At 71.4% G+C, this 19,080-nt stretch carries 19 protein-coding genes; 9 read left to right on the forward strand and 10 right to left on the reverse strand.

Features of this window, described 5'->3' with window-relative positions; genetic code table 11:
* Positions 1-68: 68 nt before the first annotated feature.
* The 4 genes from EAO72_RS33265 to mce all read right to left on the reverse strand — a co-directional run bounded on the left by EAO72_RS33265 (position 69) and on the right by mce (position 6,779).
* A complete protein-coding gene (locus EAO72_RS33265) occupies positions 69-1,082 on the reverse strand; it encodes an ABC transporter ATP-binding protein (protein ID WP_148020759.1) in 1,014 nt (337 codons plus the stop codon).
* Positions 1,083-1,163: 81 nt separating this feature from the next.
* Complete coding sequence (locus tag EAO72_RS33270) at positions 1,164-2,102, reverse strand: coiled-coil domain-containing protein (RefSeq protein WP_148020760.1); 939 nt, start codon at positions 2,100-2,102, stop codon at positions 1,164-1,166.
* 185 nt (positions 2,103-2,287) lie between these two features.
* Complete coding sequence (gene scy / locus EAO72_RS33275; protein ID WP_148020761.1) at positions 2,288-6,151, reverse strand: polarized growth protein Scy; 3,864 nt, start codon at positions 6,149-6,151, stop codon at positions 2,288-2,290.
* A gap of 199 nt (positions 6,152-6,350) precedes the next feature.
* Positions 6,351-6,779 (reverse strand): methylmalonyl-CoA epimerase, encoded by a 429-nt coding sequence (mce, locus tag EAO72_RS33280; protein ID WP_136328730.1) that lies wholly within the window; start codon positions 6,777-6,779, stop codon positions 6,351-6,353.
* 135 nt (positions 6,780-6,914) lie between these two features.
* On the opposite strand from mce, the gene EAO72_RS33285 reads away from it, so the two are divergent.
* Entirely contained in the window at positions 6,915-8,117 is a 1,203-nt protein-coding gene (locus EAO72_RS33285; protein WP_148020762.1) for an acetyl-CoA C-acetyltransferase, read from the forward strand.
* A 33-nt stretch (positions 8,118-8,150) separates the two neighbouring features.
* The gene (gene meaB, locus EAO72_RS33290; protein ID WP_148020763.1) at positions 8,151-9,113 is read left to right on the forward strand and encodes a methylmalonyl Co-A mutase-associated GTPase MeaB; all 963 of its coding nucleotides are present in this window, start codon (positions 8,151-8,153) and stop codon (positions 9,111-9,113) included.
* A 91-nt stretch (positions 9,114-9,204) separates the two neighbouring features.
* On the opposite strand, the gene EAO72_RS33295 is transcribed toward meaB, so the two are convergent.
* Positions 9,205-9,762 (reverse strand): PepSY domain-containing protein, encoded by a 558-nt coding sequence (locus EAO72_RS33295; protein WP_148020764.1) that lies wholly within the window; start codon positions 9,760-9,762, stop codon positions 9,205-9,207.
* A gap of 120 nt (positions 9,763-9,882) precedes the next feature.
* On the opposite strand from EAO72_RS33295, the gene EAO72_RS33300 reads away from it, so the two are divergent.
* On the forward strand, positions 9,883-10,542 hold the full coding sequence (locus tag EAO72_RS33300; protein WP_148020765.1) for a response regulator transcription factor: 660 nt from the start codon (positions 9,883-9,885) through the stop codon (positions 10,540-10,542).
* On the forward strand, positions 10,539-12,008 hold the full coding sequence (locus EAO72_RS33305; RefSeq protein WP_148020766.1) for a sensor histidine kinase: 1,470 nt from the start codon (positions 10,539-10,541) through the stop codon (positions 12,006-12,008). The genes EAO72_RS33300 and EAO72_RS33305 overlap by 4 nt, the downstream gene beginning before the upstream one ends.
* 12 nt (positions 12,009-12,020) lie before the next feature.
* Here EAO72_RS33305 and EAO72_RS33310 read toward each other — a convergent pair whose 3' ends face one another.
* From EAO72_RS33310 to EAO72_RS33325, 4 genes are all read right to left on the reverse strand, one after another.
* Positions 12,021-12,497, reverse strand: a complete 477-nt coding sequence (locus EAO72_RS33310) for a MarR family winged helix-turn-helix transcriptional regulator (RefSeq protein WP_148020767.1) — start codon at positions 12,495-12,497, stop codon at positions 12,021-12,023.
* Positions 12,498-12,609: 112 nt separating this feature from the next.
* Positions 12,610-13,371: an AIM24 family protein gene (locus EAO72_RS33315; RefSeq protein WP_148020768.1), complete on the reverse strand. Its 762-nt coding sequence runs from the start codon at positions 13,369-13,371 to the stop codon at positions 12,610-12,612.
* Complete coding sequence (locus EAO72_RS33320) at positions 13,368-14,018, reverse strand: AIM24 family protein (protein ID WP_148020769.1); 651 nt, start codon at positions 14,016-14,018, stop codon at positions 13,368-13,370. The genes EAO72_RS33315 and EAO72_RS33320 overlap by 4 nt, the downstream gene beginning before the upstream one ends.
* Positions 14,018-14,650, reverse strand: a complete 633-nt coding sequence (locus tag EAO72_RS33325) for an AIM24 family protein (protein WP_148022187.1) — start codon at positions 14,648-14,650, stop codon at positions 14,018-14,020. Before EAO72_RS33325 ends, EAO72_RS33320 begins: the two co-directional genes overlap by 1 nt.
* A gap of 245 nt (positions 14,651-14,895) precedes the next feature.
* Between EAO72_RS33325 and EAO72_RS33330 the strand changes: the two genes are divergently transcribed.
* From EAO72_RS33330 to EAO72_RS33350, 5 genes are all read left to right on the forward strand, one after another.
* Positions 14,896-15,246, forward strand: coding sequence for a DUF3817 domain-containing protein (locus tag EAO72_RS33330; protein WP_148020770.1), 351 nt, complete (start codon positions 14,896-14,898; stop codon positions 15,244-15,246).
* Complete coding sequence (locus EAO72_RS33335; protein WP_014048385.1) at positions 15,243-15,536, forward strand: MTH1187 family thiamine-binding protein; 294 nt, start codon at positions 15,243-15,245, stop codon at positions 15,534-15,536. The genes EAO72_RS33330 and EAO72_RS33335 overlap by 4 nt, the downstream gene beginning before the upstream one ends.
* Before the next feature lie 136 nt (positions 15,537-15,672).
* A complete protein-coding gene (locus EAO72_RS33340; protein WP_148020771.1) occupies positions 15,673-16,182 on the forward strand; it encodes a MarR family winged helix-turn-helix transcriptional regulator in 510 nt (169 codons plus the stop codon).
* Positions 16,183-16,247: 65 nt separating this feature from the next.
* Positions 16,248-16,583: a DUF3817 domain-containing protein gene (locus EAO72_RS33345; RefSeq protein WP_148020772.1), complete on the forward strand. Its 336-nt coding sequence runs from the start codon at positions 16,248-16,250 to the stop codon at positions 16,581-16,583.
* An 82-nt stretch (positions 16,584-16,665) separates the two neighbouring features.
* Positions 16,666-18,366 (forward strand): acyl-CoA mutase large subunit family protein, encoded by a 1,701-nt coding sequence (locus tag EAO72_RS33350; protein WP_148020773.1) that lies wholly within the window; start codon positions 16,666-16,668, stop codon positions 18,364-18,366.
* A 28-nt stretch (positions 18,367-18,394) separates the two neighbouring features.
* On the opposite strand, the gene EAO72_RS33355 is transcribed toward EAO72_RS33350, so the two are convergent.
* Entirely contained in the window at positions 18,395-19,024 is a 630-nt protein-coding gene (locus tag EAO72_RS33355) for a TetR/AcrR family transcriptional regulator (RefSeq protein WP_148020774.1), read from the reverse strand.
* Positions 19,025-19,080: the final 56 nt, after the last annotated feature.

Below are 19,080 nucleotides of genomic sequence, written 5' to 3' on the forward strand. Positions count from 1 at the left end.
CGTCGAGGAAACCGTACGGATCTTGGTCCACTCGGAGGTCAGGACCGCGGGTACCGATGCCATCGCCGTCACACCCCCGTTCCGGTGCCGGAACCGCCGGAAGCCCCCGGGGCGGAGCCGGGCGGCTGGTTCCACTGATCGCCCCAGTGCGGCCCCACCGGCGGCACGGCGCCGCGCTCCGAGTGCGCGTGGTACTCCACCGAGTCCGCCGTCATCTGCATGAACGCCTCCTCCAGAGAGGCCCGCTGGGAGCTCAGCTCGTGCAGCACGATCGTGTGCCGGGCGGCGAGCTCGCCCAGGTCCTCGGTGGTGGCGCCGTCGATCTCCAGCGTGCCGTTGCCCGACTCGACCGCGATGATGCCCTCCGCGTGCAGGACGTCACGCAGCCGCTCCTGCTGCGGGGAGCGCAGCCGCACGTAGCTGCGGGAGTTCTGATGGATGAAGTCGGCCATCGAGGTGTCGGCGAGCAGCCGGCCCTGACCGATCACGATCAGATGGTCGGCGGTCAGGGCCATTTCGCTCATCAGATGGGAGGAGACGAAGATCGTCCGGCCTTCCGCGGCCAGCGCTTTCATCAGATTGCGGATCCAGTGAATTCCCTCGGGGTCCAGACCATTGACGGGTTCGTCGAACATCAGAATCTCGGGATCGCCGAGCAGTGCCGACGCGATTCCCAGCCGCTGGCCCATCCCGAGGGAGAAGCCCTTGGATTTCTTCTTCGCCACCGCGGTCAGGCCCACGGTGTCCAGAACCTCCGCCACTCGGCTCTCCGGAATCCGGTTGCTCTGGGCCAGGCAGAGGAGGTTGTTGTACGCGCTGCGGCCGCCGTGCATCGATTTGGCGTCCAGGAGCGCACCGATGTGCTTCAGGGGCTCCGACAGATCGCGGTAGTGCTTGCCGTCGATGCGCACCGATCCGCTGGTGGGATTGTCGAGATCGAGCATCATCCGCATCGTGGTGGACTTGCCCGCCCCGTTGGGTCCCAGAAAGCCCGTCACCATCCCTGGCCTGATCCGGCACGACAACTGGTCGACGGCAACCTTGTTGCCGAAGCGCTTGGTGAGGCCATCGAGCTCGATCATGCGTTCACGCTAGAACGGCCGCGCGCCCGGCGCCACCACAAAGGCGGAACCGGGCGCGCAAAGGCTGGGCCGAACAGGTGATCAGCGGGTCTGCTGCGCCGGCACACCGCGGGTGGCGGGCTCCTCGTCGGCGGGCGAGCCGGCGGCTGCCACCGCGGCACCCGTCAGCGTCGCCAGCATCTCGCGGACGTTGGTCAGCTGCGCGTTGATCGAGTCGCGGCGGTTGGTGAGCGCCGCCAGCTCGCGCTCCGACTCGCTGCGGATCCGGTCGGCCTTCGCGTTGGCGTCGGCCACGATGTCCTCGGCCTGGCGCTGAGCGGTCTCCACCGTCTGACGGGCGCGGCGCTCGGCGTCCGTGCGGAGCTTCTCGGCCTCCAGGCGGAGCTGCTCGGCGCGGTGCTCGATCTCGGCCAGACGCTTCTCGGCCTTGGCCTGACGGGACGCGAGGTCGCGCTCCGACTGGTCGCGGCGCTTGGCCAGGTTGGTCTCGAAGTCCGCGGCGGCCTGGGCGGCCTTGGCGCGGGTCTCCTCGAAGAGGGCGTCGGCCTCCTCGCGCTTCTGGGCCGCGTCCTTCTGCGCGTCCGAACGCAGCGTGGTGGCCTCACCCTTGGCCTTCTCGACGATGCGGACGCCGTCGTCCTCGGCCTTGGCCTTGCGCTCGGCGGCGAAGGTCTCGGCGTCGTTGCGCACCTGCTGGGCGGCGGACTCGGCGAGCTCACGGTGCTGCTCGGCGGCGCGACGGGCCTCCTCACGCAGGTCCTTGGCCTCCTCCTCGGCAAGGCGGAGAATCTTCTCCACACGCGCGCCGAGACCCGCGTACGACGGCTCGGCGTCGTTCACCTGGGCCTGGGCGTTCTGCGTTTCGAGGTGGAGCTCCTCGATGCGCTTTTCCAGAGACGTGATGCGGGCGAGAGCACTATCACGGTCGGCGACGAGCTTGGTAATGCGGTCATCCACCTGACCGCGGTCGTAACCACGCCGCACGAGCTCGAAGCCGAAGGGGGAGGAAGGGTCACTCATGGGGTTCCTGTCGAAGTGAGACCGGTGAGGTGATAGAGGGAATCCTAGGGGCCAGAACGGCGTGTCATCGAGCGGATGCCCGTTTGATCTGGAGAATGACACCCCTTTTGAGTGGCTAACCCCCGTAACCCTTGCCACTCGGAGGGCTGAACGTCCTTGCCGAACCACGGAAGAGCGCCGGGTGGCTACCCATCCGACTGCTTGCCACCCGCACGAGTGCCCGCCGCCGCTGTGGCCTTGACACTGCCCGGCGGACCGGCACCCGCGCCCTTACCGCCCGCCCCGGGGGTCTCGAAAGACTCCAACGCCTCCAGGACGTCCTGGACACGGGAGATCTCCGTGTTGATGTCCGCACGCCGGCGCACCAGGACATCGAGCTCGCGCCGGCCCTCGTCCACCGTCCGCTTGGCCTCGGCCTCGGCGTCGGCCCGCAGCTTCTCGGCCTCGCGCACCAGGCTGGCCTTCTTCTGCTCGGCCTCCTTGAGCAGCGACTCGGCCCGCTTCACGGCGGCGATGCGGACCTTGCTCGCCTCGGAGTTGGCGTCGGACAGCAGTTCCTTGGCCTTCGCGGCGGCTTCCTCGCGCTGCTCGGTCGCCGCCTTCATCAGGTTGTCGACGCGCTCGCCCACCGTCTTGACCTGTTCGGCCGTCTCCCGCCGCGCACGGTCGTGCAGCTCCTGGACCTCGGCCTCCACCCGGTTCCTGAGCTCCTCGGCCCGCTCCCGGATCTGCGTGGCGTCCCGCCGGGCGCCGACCAGCAGCTCGTCCGCGTCCGCCCGGGCCCGCTCCACCAGGGAGTTGCCCTCGACCGTCGCCTCGGAGGTGATCCGCACGGCCTCCTTGCGGGCCGCCCCGACCATCGTGTCGGCCTGTTCCTCGGCCTCGGTGGCGGCGCGCAGCGCCTCCTCCTGGGCCTTGTTGATCAGCTGGTCCGCCTGCTCGGCCGCGTCCGCCCGCCGCTTCGAGGCCGACTCGCGCGCCTCGTCCAGCAGCCGGTCCGCCTCCTGGCGCGCCTCGGCCCGCATCTGCTCGGCCGCCGCCTCGGCGTCGCCCCGCAGCCGCTCCGACTCCTCGCGGGTACGGGCCGCGTGCTCCTGCGCGGAACCGACGGCCGCCGCCGCCTCCGCCCGCAGCCGCTCCGCCTCGCCCGCCGCCTCGTCACCGAGCCGGGCCGCCTGCTGCGCCGCCTCGGTGCGCACCCGCTCGGCCTCGGCCACGGCCTCGTTACGGACCCGTTCGGCCTCGGCCACGGTCTCGTTGCGCAGCCGCTCCGCCTCGGCCGTGGCCTCGGACACCAGGCTGTCTGCCTGCTCCGCGGCCTGGGACCGCATCCGGTTGGCGTCCTCGCGGGCCTCGGCCCGGCTGCGCGACGCGTCCTGCTCGGCCGAGGCCAGGGCGTCGGACGCCTCGGTACGCATCCGCTGGCTGTACTCCGCGGTGTCGGCCCGCAGCTTCTCGGACTCCGCGATCGCCTCGGACACGGTCCGCTCGGCCATCGCCTTCGCGGCGTCGGTCTCCTCCTGCGCCACCCGGCGCACCCGGGCGGCGTCCTCGCCGGCCCGCTCCCGCTCCGCGTACGCGTCGGAACGGACCCGGTCCGCCTCCTCCTGCGCCTCGGACTTCGTCCGCTCCGCGACATGCTCGGCGGTGGAGCGCAGCCCGGCGATCTCCGCCTCGGCCTGCTCCTGGAGCCCGTTGACCGAATCCCGTACCTGCTGGGCGGTCTGCTCGGCCGCGGCGACCATCTCGGTCGCCCGCGCGTCCGCCTCCTCGACCAGGCGCTGGGCCTCGGCCTGCGCCTCCTCGACCCGCTTGCGGGCCGACGCCAGGAGCTCCTCGCTCTGCTCGCGAGCCCGCTCGCGCTCCTGGTTGGCCTCGGTACGTGCCGCGTCGAGGGTCTCCTCGGCCTCGCGGCGGCGCCGGTTCGCCTCCTCCTGGGCGGCGGCCAGCGCCTCGGCGGCCTCCGTGCCCACCCGCTCGGCGGCGGCCGCGGCCTCCGACCGCACCCGGTCGGCACTCTCCTGCGCCTCGGTCTTCAGCCGCTCGGCCTCGGCGGCCGCCTCGCCGCGCAGCCGTACGGCGACGGACTCGCCCTCCGCACGCGACTGCGCGGCATCGGCCGCGGCCTCGTCGCGCAGCCGCTGGGCCTCGGCCTCGGACTGCTCCCGCAGCGTGCGCAGCCGCTCGGCGGCCTCCGCGCGCAGCCGCTCGGACTCCTCGCTCGTCTCGCGCCGGATCCGCTCGGCGTCGGAACGCGCCTCGCCCAGCGTCTGCTCGGCGGTGGCGACCCGGTTCTCGGCCTCGCCGTGCAGGCGGGTCAGCTCGTCGGCCGCCTCCGCCTGCCGGGCCGCGACCGCCCGCTCGGTCTCCTCGCGCAGCTCGGCCGCCGCCTGCTCGGCCGCGGCGGTCACCGACGCCGCCTGCTCCTCGGCCTCGGTACGCAGCTGCTCGGCCTCGGCGCGGGCCCGCTCCAGGGCCTCCTCCGCCTGCTTGCGCAGCGCCGCCGCCCGCTCGGTGGCCTCGCTGCGGACCCGCTCGCTCTCGGTGCCCGCGGCGCCGCGCAGCTCCTCCGCGTCCGCCTTCGCCTTGGCCAGCAGCTCCTCGGCGGTCCGCGCGCCCTCCTCGATCTGCTGGAGGGCCTCGCGCCGGGCCTCGCCACGGATCCGCTCGCCCTCGGCGACCGCCTCGGAACGCAGCTGCTCGGCCTCGCCCCGCAGCCGGCGCGCCTCCTCCTGGAGCTCGACTGTCTTGGCCCGGTACTCCTTGGTGTCGTCCTTGGCCGCGCCCTTGAGCTGGTCGGCCTGCTCGGCGGCCTCGCCGCGCAGCCGGTCCGCCTCGGCCTCCGCCTCACGGCGGATCCGGTCGGCCTCCTCGCTCGCCGCCCTGGTGGTCGACTTCGCGTCGTCGGAGGCCTTGGTCAGCACCTCCTCGGCGGCCCGGGCCGCCTTGGCGAGCTGGGCGGCGGCGTCCTCCGCCGCGGCGGTGCGCGCGGTGTCGGCCGCCTCGGAACGGAGCCGGTCGGCCTCGGCCCGGGCGTCGGCGAGCGCCTGCTCGGCCTCCGCCTTGAGGGACTCGGCGTCCTTGGTGGCCTCGCCGACCAGCCGGGCGATCTCCGACTTGGCGGTACGGGTGCGCTGCTCGTTCTGCGACTCGGCGCCGGCCAGCCGCTTGACCGCGGCCTCCTTCGCCTCGGACAGCACCTTCTCCGCCTCGACGCGGGCCTCGCGCAGCTGCGTCTCGGCCTCCTGCATGCGCTGCTCGGCGGCCCGGTTCAGCTCGGTCGTCCGCTGCCGTGTCTGCTCGGTCTCCGCCGTCGTCGACGTACGCAGCTGCTCGGCGTGGGTGGTGGCCTCCTGCGCCTGGCTGGAGGCGGCGTTGAGCAGCCGCTCGGCGTCCTTGCGGGCGCGCAGCAGGATCGACTCGGCCTCGGAGCGGGCGGACTCGGCCTCGGCGCCCAGGCGCTGGCGCGTCTCGTCGGCCAGCCGGGAGGCCTCGGCACGGGCGGCGCCCAGCGCCTGCTCGGCCTCGGCACGCGACTCCTCCAGCAGCCTGCGGGCCTGGGACTCGGTCCGGGCGCGCAGCTGCTCGGCCCACGCCACGTTCTCGTTGACATGGGACTCGACGGTCTGGCGGCGCTCCGCCAGTTCCTGGTCGAGCTGCTGGCGGCGCTGCACGGCCTCGTTGTGCAGTTCGGCCTGGAGCCGGGCCTGGTGCTCGGCGTGCTCCTGAAGGATCCGCTGCGTCTGGGCACGGGCGTCGCGCAGCTCGCGCTCGGCGTCGTTGCGCAGCTGGTCGGCCTGGATCTGGGCGTTACGGAGCAGCTGCTCCGCCTGGTAGCCGATATCCGCGCTGTCGTAGGCGGGACGGGTCGCCAGACTGCGTCGGGCCTCGTGCAGCTTGGCACGCAAGACCTCGACCTGGTAACCGAGGTCCTCGGCGTGCTGGACGGCCTTCTCCCGGTCGGTCTTCAGCCGGTCCATCTCGGCTTCGAACCGCGAGAGATGGTCGTCTTCAGCTCGGTGGCTCTCCTGGCGTTCGTAGCCCCGCACTGCGCGGTCCCATCCGTCCCCTGGTCGCAAACTCCAAACGAGTACCGTTCGCCGGCGAACGGTCCCCCGGGGAATGGTGACAGATCAACGGCTGGGGACGCGGCGCGGCCCCGACCCGGCCCCGGCCCGGAACAGCCCACTCTACCGGGCCGGGTATCCCTGAGAAGCTGTTGTCCGGCTCCCGCCGGATCGGCCGGGGTCAGTGCTCCGTCCGCGACGTGACCAGTTCGGTCAGCACACCGTGGCAGTCCTTGGGGTGCAGGAAGGTGATCCGGGACCCCATCGAACCCGTCCTGGGCTCGTCGTACAACACCCTGACCCCCTTCTCCCGGATGTCCGCGGCGTCCGCGTCCACGTCCGCCGTACCGAAGGCGATGTGGTGCACGCCCTCCCCATTCTTGGCCAGCCATTTGCCCACGGCGGAGTCCTCGCGGGTCGGTTCCAGCAGCTGGAGGTACGAGGCGCCGCCGTCGGACGTCTCGTTGATCTTGAGCATGGCCTCCCGCACGCCCTGCTCCTCGTTGATCTCGGAGTGGAACACCTCGAACCCGTAGGTCGAGCGGTAGAACTCGACGGTCTTGTCGAGGTCGAAACAGGCGATTCCGATGTGGTCGATTCGCGTCAGCATGGAACCAGTGCAGCGCCCGGCGGATGGTTACGCAACGTGCGCGCGATCACACCCGTTGCCGGATGACGGGCGGGGTACCGCTCAGTACATTCATGTAAACCCTCGTTCACAATCGATCCCAAGGGGCTGCGCCTCATGTCAGGAACGACCGGAACCACCTCAGTGATCGTCGCGGGCGCCCGTACGCCCATGGGCCGCCTCCTGGGCTCCCTGAAGAGCTTCTCCGGAGCCGACCTCGGCGGCTTCGCCATCAAGGCGGCGCTGGAACGGGCCGGCATCGGCGGCGACCAGGTCGAGTACGTGATCATGGGCCAGGTGCTCCAGGCCGGGGCAGGGCAGATCCCGGCACGCCAGGCAGCGGTCAAGGCCGGCATCCCCATGAGCGTCCCCGCGCTCACCGTCAACAAGGTGTGCCTCTCCGGGCTCGACGCCATCGCCCTGGCCGACCAGCTGATCCGCGCCGGTGAGTTCGACGTGGTCGTGGCCGGCGGCCAGGAGTCCATGACGAACGCCCCCCACCTGCTCCCGAAGTCCCGCGAGGGCCACAAGTACGGCGCGATCGAGATGCTCGACTCGATGGCGTACGACGGCCTGACCGACGCCTACGAGAACATTCCGATGGGCGAGTCCACCGAGAAGCACAACACCCGTCTCGGCCTGGCGCGTGCGGCCCAGGACGAGATCGGCGCCCTGTCCCACCAGCGCGCCGCCGCGGCGCAGAAGAACGGTCTCTTCGAGGCCGAGATCACCCCGGTCGAGATCCCGCAGCGCAAGGGCGACCCGGTCCTCTTCTCCAAGGACGAGGGCATCCGCCCCGAGACGACCGTCGAGTCCCTCGGCAAGCTGCGCCCGGCCTTCGCGAAGGACGGCACGATCACGGCCGGCACCTCCTCGCAGATCTCCGACGGCGCCGCGGCCGTCGTCGTCATGAGCAAGGCCAAGGCCGAGGCGCTGGGCCTGGACTGGATCGCCGAGATCGGCGCCCACGGCAACGTGGCCGGTCCGGACAACTCGCTCCAGTCGCAGCCTTCGGGCGCCATCCGCCACGCCCTCAAGAAGGAGGGCATCGGTGTCGAGGACCTCGACCTGATCGAGATCAACGAGGCGTTCGCGGCCGTCGCCGTCCAGTCCATGAAGGACCTCGGCGTCACCACGGACAAGGTCAACGTCAACGGCGGCGCCATCGCGCTCGGCCACCCCATCGGGATGTCCGGCGCCCGGGTGGTGCTGCACCTGGCGCTGGAGCTCAAGCGGCGCGGCGGCGGCACCGGCGCGGCGGCGCTGTGCGGCGGCGGCGGCCAGGGCGATGCGTTGATCATCCGCGTTCCGGGCAAGTAGTAGTACGCAGAACAGGCAGCGAGGAGGCCGAGCGTGAAGGTGGACGTCCCCACCCTGGTCGAGCAGGCACGGGAGGGCAGGCCACGGGCCGTGGCCCGGCTCATCTCCCTGGTGGAGGGCGCGTCGCCGCAACTGCGCGAGGTGATGGCGGCGCTGGCACCCCTGGCGGGGAACGCCTGCGTCGTCGGCCTGACCGGATCCCCGGGTGTCGGCAAGTCGACATCGACATCGGCGCTCGTCTCCGCCTACCGGCGCCGCGGCAAGCGGGTCGCCGTACTCGCCGTCGACCCGTCGTCGCCGTTCTCCGGCGGCGCGCTCCTCGGGGACCGGATCCGGATGTCGGACCATGCCTCGGACCCGGGCGTCTACATCCGTTCCATGGCCACGCGCGGTCATCTGGGCGGTCTCGCCTGGTCGGCCCCGCAGGCGATCCGGGTACTGGACGCGGCGGGATTCGACGTGATCCTGGTGGAGACGGTCGGCGTCGGCCAGTCGGAGGTGGAGATCGCCTCGCAGGCCGACACCTCCGTCGTCCTCCTCGCCCCCGGCATGGGCGACGGCATCCAGGCGGCGAAGGCCGGAATCCTGGAGATCGGCGACGTGTACGTGGTGAACAAGGCCGATCGGGACGGTGCCGACGCCACCGCCCGCGAGCTCAACCACATGCTGGGCCTCGGGGAGTCCCGGGGTCCCGGCGACTGGCGCCCGCCGATCGTGAAGACGGTCGCCGCCCGGGGCGAGGGCATCGACGAGCTCGTGGAGGCCCTGGAGAAGCACCGGGCGTGGATGGAGGAGCACGGCGTCCTGGCCGAGCGGCGCACCGCCCGTGCCGCCCGCGAGGTCGAGACGATCGCCGTCACCCGCCTCCGCGAACGCATCGGGGACCTGCACGGCGACCGCCGTCTGGACGCCCTCGCCGCACGCATCGTGGCCGGCCGCCTCGATCCGTACGCGGCGGCGGACGAACTGGTGGCGGGACTCACCGGCGAGGCCTGACCGGACTGTTCCCCGGCCCCGGTGCGGCGTGCGGCCGCACCGGGGCCGGGGCTTCTCGGTCGTCGTGTGCGGCCGCACGGGCCGGGGCTACTCAGTCGTCGTCGGAATCGCGGTCGTCGTCCGACCGGTCCACGGTGACCGCGCCCGACTTCGCGTCCACGTGCAGCTCGCGCGCCGTGCCGTCCTTGCCCCGGACGTCCACCTCCCAGCGCACCGCCTTGCCCGCGTGACCCTCCAGCTCGACCGAGGTCACCGTGCCCGGGGCCGTCCTCAGCGCGGCGGCGGCCGCCGCGTCGAGTGTGACGGGGGCCGACCGCGGGGCGTGGCGGTCGCGGTCGTCGTCGTCGGACGTGTGCTTCCCGAGCACCTCGCCGTTGCCCGCGTCCACCGTCACGTCGTGCCAGACCCGGTCGGAGCCGTACACGTCCAGCTCCCAGACCGGCCCACCGTCCTCGTCGTCGAGCTCCGCCTCGGTCACCGTGCCCGGGACGGCCCGGACGGCGGACGCGGCCGCCTCGCCGGCGGAGACACGGGCCGTGGCGCCGCCCGCCGTCCGGCTGTCGTCGTCCGCGAAGGCCACGGCCGTCGCGGCCGTGCCGCCGACGAGTACGGCCGCGGTGACGGCGGCGATGACGATCTTTCGGTTCATGAGGGTTCCTCCCCGATCGGATGGGTCCGTTGCGATGCGGTCCACCCTGCCGGGACGAGGCTGAACGCAGCCTGAAGCCACCTGAAGCCTTCTTCAGCTTCCGTTTGCGACGCTGTGCACATGCGCCTGTTGATCGTGGAGGACGAGAAGCGGCTGGCGATCTCCCTGGCCCGGGGGCTCACCGCCGAAGGCTTCGCCGTGGACGTGGTCCACGACGGCCTCGAAGGGCTGCACCGGGCCTCCGACGGCGCCTACGACCTCGTCGTCCTCGACATCATGCTGCCGGGCATGAACGGCTACCGGGTCTGCGCCGCCCTGCGCGCCGCGGGCCATGAGGTGCCCATCCTCATGCTGACCGCGAAGGACGGGGAGTACGACGAGGCGGAGGGCCTCGACACCGGCGCCGACGACTACCTGACCAAGCCGTTCAGCTACGTGGTGCTGGTCGCCCGGGTCCGGGCGCTGCTGCGCCGCCGGGCGGGGGCCGGCTCCCCGGTGGTCACGGTCGGCTCCCTGCGCATGGACACCGCGGCCCGCCGGGTCCAGCGCGGCGAGGAGGAGATCGCCCTCACGGCCAAGGAGTTCGCCGTGCTGGAACAGCTCGTGCTGCGGGCCGGACAGGTGGTGAGCAAGGCGGAGATCCTGGAGCACGTCTGGGACTTCGCCTATGACGGCGACCCGAACATCGTCGAGGTCTACGTCAGCACCCTGCGCCGCAAGCTCGGCCCGGCGTCCATCCGCACCATGCGCGGCGCCGGCTACCGGCTGGAGGCGCTGTGAGGTCCGTGCGGGCCAGGGCCGCGCTCGGCGCCACCGTGGTGGTCGCGCTCGCGCTGGCCGCCGCCGGGCTCGCCGTCCTCCTGGTCCTGCGCGCCAACCTTACCGACCAGGCCGGGCTCCAGGCCGAGGTCGCGGCCCGGGAGGTCGCGGGGCAGCTGGCCCTGGGCGTGCCGTACGACCGGCTGGACATGGGCGACGAGGAGGACCACCCCGTTCAGGTGACCGACGAGGACGGCCGGGTGGTGGCCGTCTCCAAGGACCTGGAGGCGATCTCCGGCACCGGCACGGACCGGGTCACACCCGCGCCCGCACCCACGCCCTCCGCCTCCGCCTCCGCCTCGGCCGAGGACGACGACGGCGATGACGACGACGACCACGGGACGGACAGCCCCGACCCCGCCCGCCGTGAGGTCTCCACCGACGACCCGGACTTCGCCAACGGCACCGCCACGGTCGACGGCGACCCCGCCGACTACCGCTTCGCCTCCGTCGAGGCCACGAACGCGGCCGGGCTGACCCTGACCGTGCACGCGGGCGCCCCGCTCGCCGCCGAGCAGCGGGCCGTCGGCAGTGTGCGCGGGGCGATGCTGACGGGACTGCCCGTCGTGCTCCTCGTCGTCGCCGGCGTCACCTGGCTGGTGACGCGGCGGGCGCTGCGCCCGGTCGAGGGCATCCGGCGCGAGATGGCCGCGATCACCGCGTCGGAGGATCTGAGCAGGCGGGTGCCGGAGCCCGGCTCGCACGACGAGATCGCCCGCCTGGCCCGTACGACGAACGAGACGCTCACCGCCCTGGAGGCCTCCGTCGAGCGGCAGCGGCGCTTCGTGGCCGACGCCTCGCACGAACTGCGCAGCCCGATCGCGTCGCTCCGCACCCAGCTCGAGGTGGGCGCCGCGCACCCGGAGCTGCTGGACGTGACGGGCGCGGTCGCCGACACCGTACGGCTCCAGGCGCTGGCCGCCGATCTGCTGCTGCTGGCCCGGCTGGACGCGGGGGAGCGGCCGGGCACGGCCCTGCTGGAGCTCGGCGCGCTGGTGCGTGAGGAGGTCTCGCAGCGCACCGGTGACCGGATCCCGGTGACCGTGTCCGTACCGGATGAGGAGGAGGCGGCCGGGGGCCTGGAGGTGACCGGTTCCCGTACGCAGCTGGCCCGGGTGGTCGGCAATCTGCTGGACAACGCCGAGCGGCACGCCCGCCATGCGGTGGCGGTCGCCGTGCGCGCGGAGGGCGGCGGTGTGGCCGTCGAGGTCACCGACGACGGGGACGGGGTTCCCGAGGCGGAGCGTGAGCGGATCTTCGAACGCTTCGTCCGCCTCGACGACGCCCGCACCCGTGACGAGGGCGGGGCGGGACTGGGCCTGGCCCTCGCCCGCGATGTGGCCGTGCGGCACGGGGGCCGGCTGACCGTGGCGGGTGCGGGGGAGCGGGGCGCCCGGTTCACGCTCTGGCTGCCGGGCGCCCGCTGAACCCCGGGTGGGTCAGAGCTTGCCGCGCCGCCCGCGCAGGTGGTCGGCGACCGGGGTCAGGGCCGCGTGCAGCTGCTCCAGGGCCTCCGGCGTCAGCAGGTCCATGAAGTGCTTGCGGACCGACGCCACGTGGTGCGGCGCGACCTTGCGCATCGTCTCGGCGCCGGTCTCGGTGAGGACCGCGTACAGTCCCCGGCGGTCGGACTCGCAGTTCTCCCGGCGGACCAGGCCCGCGCTCTCCATGCGGGTGATCTGGTGCGAGAGCCTGCTCTTGGACTGAAGCGTGGCACCGGCGAGGTCGCTCATCCGCATGCGCTGGTCGTCCGACTCCGAGAGATTGACGAGGATCTCGTAGTCGTTCATCGTCAGGCCGAACGGCTGGAGGTCCTTCTCCAGTTGGTGCGTCAGCAGCCTGCCGACGTCCAGGTGGGTGCGCCAGGCGCACTGCTCCGCGTCGCTCAGCCAGCGGGTGGCCGTCTCGGTCTCCATGTATGGATTCTACCTAAGAAGTTGAAAGCCGGACGAAGTGGGGGTGTGTGATGCCCGGCACCTGCTCACCGCAGGGCGCAGACGTTCGACGTCACACTCCGCAGACTACCGCTCACAACCCGAAGTGATGTTGGAAGTCCCCCCGCTGACCGGGCCTGCGGGTGCCGGACCCAGGTTGACCGCCGCCCGGGACCCCCGCCTGGTTGGGTACGGCTCCCGTCGCCTGTTCGGCCATCAGCGTCTCGCTGGACTGGAGCAGTACCGTACCGGCGCCGACGAACTCGAACTGGTGCTCCTCGCCCGAGGCGCCCCCGATGCCGGTGAACGCCCGCAGTCCGCCGAGCACGCCCGTCATGTAGCCGTGGTCGTAGTGATGGCACGGCGAGGGACAGTCCGCCCAGCCGACCAGCGCCTGCGGGTCGACCCGCAGTGGCGGCTCCATGAAGACCACCGGGCCGTTGGACGCGGCGACGAACTTCCCCGTACCGATCAGCGTCAGGAACCCCGGCACGATCGACTGCTTCAGCGCCAGCGTCGGCTCGTAGGCGAGGAGGTTGCCGGACCGGATCGTCAGGTTCCCGTCGTCCAGGTCGTAGGAGTTCACATCGAAGGCCCGGTCGGCGAGCAGCATCTTGCCGCTGCCCTCGGCCACCACCCAGTCACCCGCGTGCAGCGGCGAGTGGAAGCTCGTGCGGACCAGGCCCTGGAAGCGGCCGTGCCCGATGCCGTTGAACTCGATCCGCCCGTAGTAGGCGATCATCTTGCCCTTCTGAAGGAACCACTGGCTCCCCTTGAGCTCCACACAGAAGGTGTACGCGTTGACGTTGTCGTCCGACGGCAGCGTCATCGGGTCGAACACCACGGGCCCGCTCACAGCTTCTCCTCCGACGCCTGGACGTACACCGCACCACTGCCGCTGAGCTCCAGCTGGAACCCCTCGCCGGAACCGCGCCCCACCATCTCGCGCCAGCCCAGCGCGGTGGAGAGCTTGTTGGTCACGTCGCCGTGGTGCGCGACGTACGCCTGCGGGTCCACATGCACCTCACGGCCCGGCGTGATCGGCAGCTCGATGACCCCGCCGTGCGCCATCACCGCGACCGCGCCGTGCCCCTTCAGCGTCGTGGTGAACAGGCCCTGCCCGCTCACCTGGCCGCGCACCATGCCCATCACGCCGCCCTGCGAGCCCATGAACATCGTGCCCTGCTGGAGCGTCCCGTCGAAGGCGAGCAGCCGGTCGGCCTCCACATAGAGGGTGTCGCCGGTCAGGTTGATGACCTGGATGTGGTGGCCGCCGTGGCCGAACATCACGGTGCCGCTGCCCTCGACCGTCATGAGCGGGGTCGCCTCGTTCGCCATCCGGCGGCCGATCATCGACATGACACCGCCCTGACCGCCCTGGATGTTCGGCGTGAACGAGACCTCGCCCCGGTAGGCGAGCATCGCGCCGCGCTGGCTGAACATCTTCTGGCCGGGGATCACCGTCGCCTCGACCATCTTCGAGTTGATCTCACGGAACGGCATCAGACATTGCCCCCGATCGTGTTCCGCTCGCTGGGCTGGACGTAGACGAGACCCTCGCCCTCGAACCGGATCTGGAAGGACTCGCCCGATCCCTCGCCCATCAGCGTCCGGAAGTTCACCCCGGACTGGAAGTGCTGCTGGAGGTTGCCCTGGTGGGCGATGTAGGCGCCCGGGTCGACGAAGAGCGGGTACTGGGCGGAGACCCGCAGGGCCACGGCCGAGCCGTCCGACATGATCGCCGCCTGGCCGGTTCCCTCGACGGTGGTGGTGAACAGGCCGTTGCCGGCCGCACTGCCGCGCATCCCGGTGAAGGTGGTGCCGGTGCGCAGGCCGGCGTCGGTGCAGAGCAGATTGCTGGCCTCGACGTACAGCTTGTCGCCGTGCAGCGAGACGAGACTGATCTCGCTCGCGCGGTCGGCGAAGAAGCAGGTGCCCTGCCCGGTCACCTCCATCACGGCCATCTGCTCGCCGGTCAGCCGGCGGGTCACCATGCCACGCAGGCCCTCGCCCCCGCCGGTCATCTTCTTGAACGTCATCCGGCCGTCGTACGCGACCATCGAGCCGTTCTTCGCCTTGACCGCGTCGCCGCTCAGGTCGACGGCGAGCGTCTTGCTGCCTTGGAGTCGGAACATCGCCACCCGGCGAAGGTAACGGCAGGGGCCGCCGCCGGAACAGGGCCTGCGGCACGAATCGGCCCCTGAACCGCCCCTGATACGCATCCGGTACCGGATGCGGACGCAATCGGGACGTATCTCTTACGGAACGAGCGCCGCGGGCCCGCCCCCGCCGCCGGACGCCGCGGGCGGCGATGCCACAATGGGGGCCGCTTGTGCCTGCGTTCACAAGCTGTCACCGTCCTCCCACCGAAGGTGCCCCCGTGGACATCAAGACCGCTACCGCCCTGCACCGGCTGCGCCTCATCTCGATTCCCGAGGCGCTCTCGTTCCCGGCGCTGATCCTCTTCGGCTCGGTGCTGAGCCGGGTCTCCGACATCGACTTCCTGATGATGCCGCTCGGCATGCTGCACGGCGTGCTCTTCGTGATCTACGTCGTGGCGCTGCTGGACGTCTGGGCGAAGACCAAGTGGCCGCTCAAGCGCGTCGCGTTCTTCTTCCTGCTCTGCGTCCTGCCCTTCGGCGGTCTGTACGGCGACAAGGTCCTGAAGCGCTACGAGGCCGACGGCGTCATCGCCGCCCGGGCCCGCCGTGAAGGCACGGTCAGCGCATGATCGTCGCCTTCTCCGTCAGCCCGCTGGGTGTCGGCGAGGACGTCGGCGAGTACGTCGCCGACGCGGTCCGGGTGGTCCGTGAGTCGGGGCTGCCCAACCGCACGGACGCCATGTTCACCTCCGTCGAGGGGGAGTGGGACGAGGTGATGGACGTCGTCAAGCGCGCCGTCGCGGCCGTCGAGGCGCGCGCCGGACGGGTCTCCCTCGTCCTCAAGGCCGACATCCGCCCGGGCGTCACCGACGGTCTGACCTCCAAGGTCGAGACGGTCGAGCGCTACCTCGCGGACTGACGCCGCCCCACGCACGTACGGAGCCCCCTGCCGAAATGCCGGCCGGGGGCTCCGCCCATCCCCACCCCATTCGGGATTCGGACCGAAGTTCGAGACGGGGAGGAGCGGAAAGTTCCTCATGGGTAAGGTCGTGGCCGTGCCGAAGCCCCTCAGCCTTCCCTTCGATCCCATCGCCCGCGCCGACGAGCTCTGGCAGCAGCGCTGGGGTCCGGTGCCCTCCATGGGAGCGATCACCTCGATCATGCGGGCGCAGCAGATCCTGCTCGCCGAGGTCGACGCGGTCGTCAAACCGTACGGACTGACCTTCGCGCGGTACGAGGCGCTGGTGCTGCTCACCTTCTCCAAGGCCGGCGAGCTGCCGATGTCCAAGATCGGTGAGCGGCTGATGGTCCACCCGACCTCGGTCACGAACACCGTGGACCGGCTGGTGCGCTCCGGTCTCGTCGACAAGCGCCCCAACCCGAACGACGGCCGCGGAACGCTCGCCTCCATCACCGACAAGGGCCGCGAGGTCGTCGAGTCCGCGACCCAGGACCTGGTCGCGATGGAGTTCGGACTCGGCGTGTACGACGCCGAGGAGTGCGCGGAGATCTTCGCGCTACTGCGTCCGCTGCGCATCGCGGCCCAGGACTTCGAGGAGATCTGAGAGGGTCTGTTCCGGCCCCGGGCCCGCTGCAAGATCGCCCCGGGCGGCCGGTTACGCTCGATGGCATGAAACGCAGTGTGCTGACCCGCTATCGGGTGATGGCTTACGTCACCGCCGTCATGTTGCTGATCCTCTGCGTCTGCATGATCTTCAAATACGGCTTCGACAAGGGTGAGGGCCTGACCCTCGTCGTCTCCCAGATCCACGGCGTGCTGTACATCATCTACCTGATCTTCGCCTTCGACCTGGGTTCCAAGGCGAAGTGGCCGATGGGCAAGCTGGCCTGGGTGCTGCTCTCCGGCACGATCCCGACGGCCGCGTTCTTCGTCGAGCGCAAGGTCGTCCGCGAGGTCGAGCCGCTGCTCGCGGACGCGGCGCCCGCGGCCCCCGCGAACGCCTGACCGCTCCACCCGAACCGCCCCGTGCCGAGCACCGGGCGGTTTGTCATCGACATTTACTAGGACGTCCTAGTAAATTGGTGGCATGGACGCTGACGCGATCGAGGAAGGCCGCCAACGCTGGCAGGCCCGTTACGACAAGGCCCGCAAGCGTGACGCGGACTTCACCACACTCTCCGGTGACCCGGTCGACCCCGTGTACGGCCCCCGCCCCGGGGACACGTACGAGGGCTTCGAGCGGATCGGCTGGCCCGGCGAGTACCCCTTCACCCGGGGCCTGCACCCGACCGGGTACCGCGGCCGCACCTGGACCATCCGCCAGTTCGCCGGCTTCGGCAACGCCGAGCAGACCAACGAGCGCTACAAGATGATCCTCGCCGCGGGCGGCGGCGGACTGAGCGTCGCGTTCGACATGCCGACGCTCATGGGCCGGGACTCCGACGACCCCCGGGCGCTCGGCGAGGTCGGTCACTGCGGAGTGGCCATCGACTCGGCCGCCGACATGGAGGTCCTCTTCAAGGACATCCCGCTCGGCGACGTCACGACATCGATGACGATCAGCGGCCCCGCCGTGCCCGTCTTCTGCATGTACCTGGTCGCCGCCGAGCGCCAGGGCATCGACCCCGCCGTGCTCAACGGCACGCTCCAGACGGACATCTTCAAGGAGTACATCGCACAGAAGGAGTGGCTCTTCCAGCCCGAGCCCCACCTGCGCCTCATCGGCGACCTGATGGAGCACTGCGCCCGCGACATCCCCGCCTACAAGCCGCTCTCCGTCTCCGGCTACCACATCCGCGAGGCCGGGGCCACGGCCGCGCAGGAGCTCGCCTACACCCTCGCCGACGGCTTCGGCTACGTGGAGCTGGGCCTGTCCCGCGGCCTCGACGTCGACACCTTCGCCCCCGGCCTCTCCTTCTTCTTCGACGCGCACCTCGACTTCTTCGAGGAGATCGCCAAGTTCCGCGCCGCCCGCCGCATCTGGGCCCGCTGGATGAAGGAGACGTACGGCGCGCAGACCGACAAGGCGCAGTGGCTCCGCTTCCACACCCAGACCGCCGGTGTCTCGCTCACCGCCCAGCAGCCGTACAACAACGTCGTACGGACCGCGGTCGAGGCCCTCTCCGCCGTCCTCGGCGGCACCAACTCCCTGCACACCAACGCCCTCGACGAGACCCTGGCGCTTCCCTCCGCGCAGGCCGCCGAGATCGCGCTGCGCACCCAGCAGGTGCTGATGGAGGAGACCGGCGTCGCCAACGTGGCGGACCCGCTGGGCGGTTCCTGGTACGTGGAACAGCTCACCGACCGCATCGAGGCGGAAGCCGAGAAGATCTTCGACCAGATCCGGGAGCGCGGCACCCGCGCCCACCCCGACGGGCAGCACCCGATCGGCCCGATGACCTCCGGCATCCTGCGCGGCATCGAGGACGGCTGGTTCACCGGCGAGATCGCCGAGTCCGCCTTCCGGTACCAGCAGTCGCTGGAGAAGGGAGAGAAGCGGGTCGTCGGCGTCAACGTCGCCCACGGCTCGGTCACCGGCGACCTGGAGATCCTCCGCGTCAGCCACGAGGTCGAGCGCGAGCAGGTCCGCGAGCTCGCCGGCCGCAAGGAGGGCCGCGACGACGCCCGGGTCACCGCCGCGCTGGACGCGATGCTGGCCGCCGCCCGCGACGGCTCCAACATGATCGCGCCGATGCTCGACGCCGTACGCGCGGAGGCGACCCTCGGCGAGATCTGCGGGGTGCTGCGCGAGGAGTGGGGCACCTACACGGAGCCGCCCGGCTTCTGACGGCCCGGCGGGGCCCGTGCCCGGCCGGCTACCCCGCCGCGGCCGCGCCCAGCCCCGCGAGCAGCAGCAGCGTGAAGCGCCGGGCCCAGTCCTCGTCGACGGGCTCGGCGCTCACCAGCGCCCGGTGGACCACCGCACCGGCGATCACATCGAAGATCAGGTCGGCGGTCAGCGCCGCCGTGGCCTCGTCCTGCTCGGCGGGCAGTTCGCCGCGCTCCTGCGCCCGCTGCCGGCCCTGGAGGACGAGGCGCTTCTGCCGGTTCACGATCGAGTCGCGGATCCGGGTCCGCAGCGCCTCGTCGCGCGTCGACTCCGCGACCACCGCCATCAGCGCGGTCTGGGTCTCCGGCCGCTCCAGCAGCGCGGCGAACTGCAGCACCACCGCCTGCACATCGGCGGACAGGCTGCCCAGGTCCGGCAGTTCCAGCTCGTCGAAGAGCACCGCGACGGCGTCCACGACCAGTTCGTTCTTGCCCGCCCAGCGCCGGTACAGGGTCGTCTTGGCGACCCCCGCGCGCGTCGCCACATCACCCATCGTCAGCTTCGACCAGCCGAGGTCGACCAGCGAGGCTCTGGTGGCCTCAAGGATCGCCTCGTCGGCCGCGACACTGCGCGGACGTCCCGTTCGTGAGGGTTTGGGGTGGCTGCGGCTCAGCATCCCGCGACCATACCCGCCAGTAGCCAGAACCGGCCGACCCCGTGCCCCGTGAGACA

The organism is Streptomyces sp. OR43 (assembly GCF_008042275.1).
Classification (GTDB): domain Bacteria; phylum Actinomycetota; class Actinomycetes; order Streptomycetales; family Streptomycetaceae; genus Streptomyces.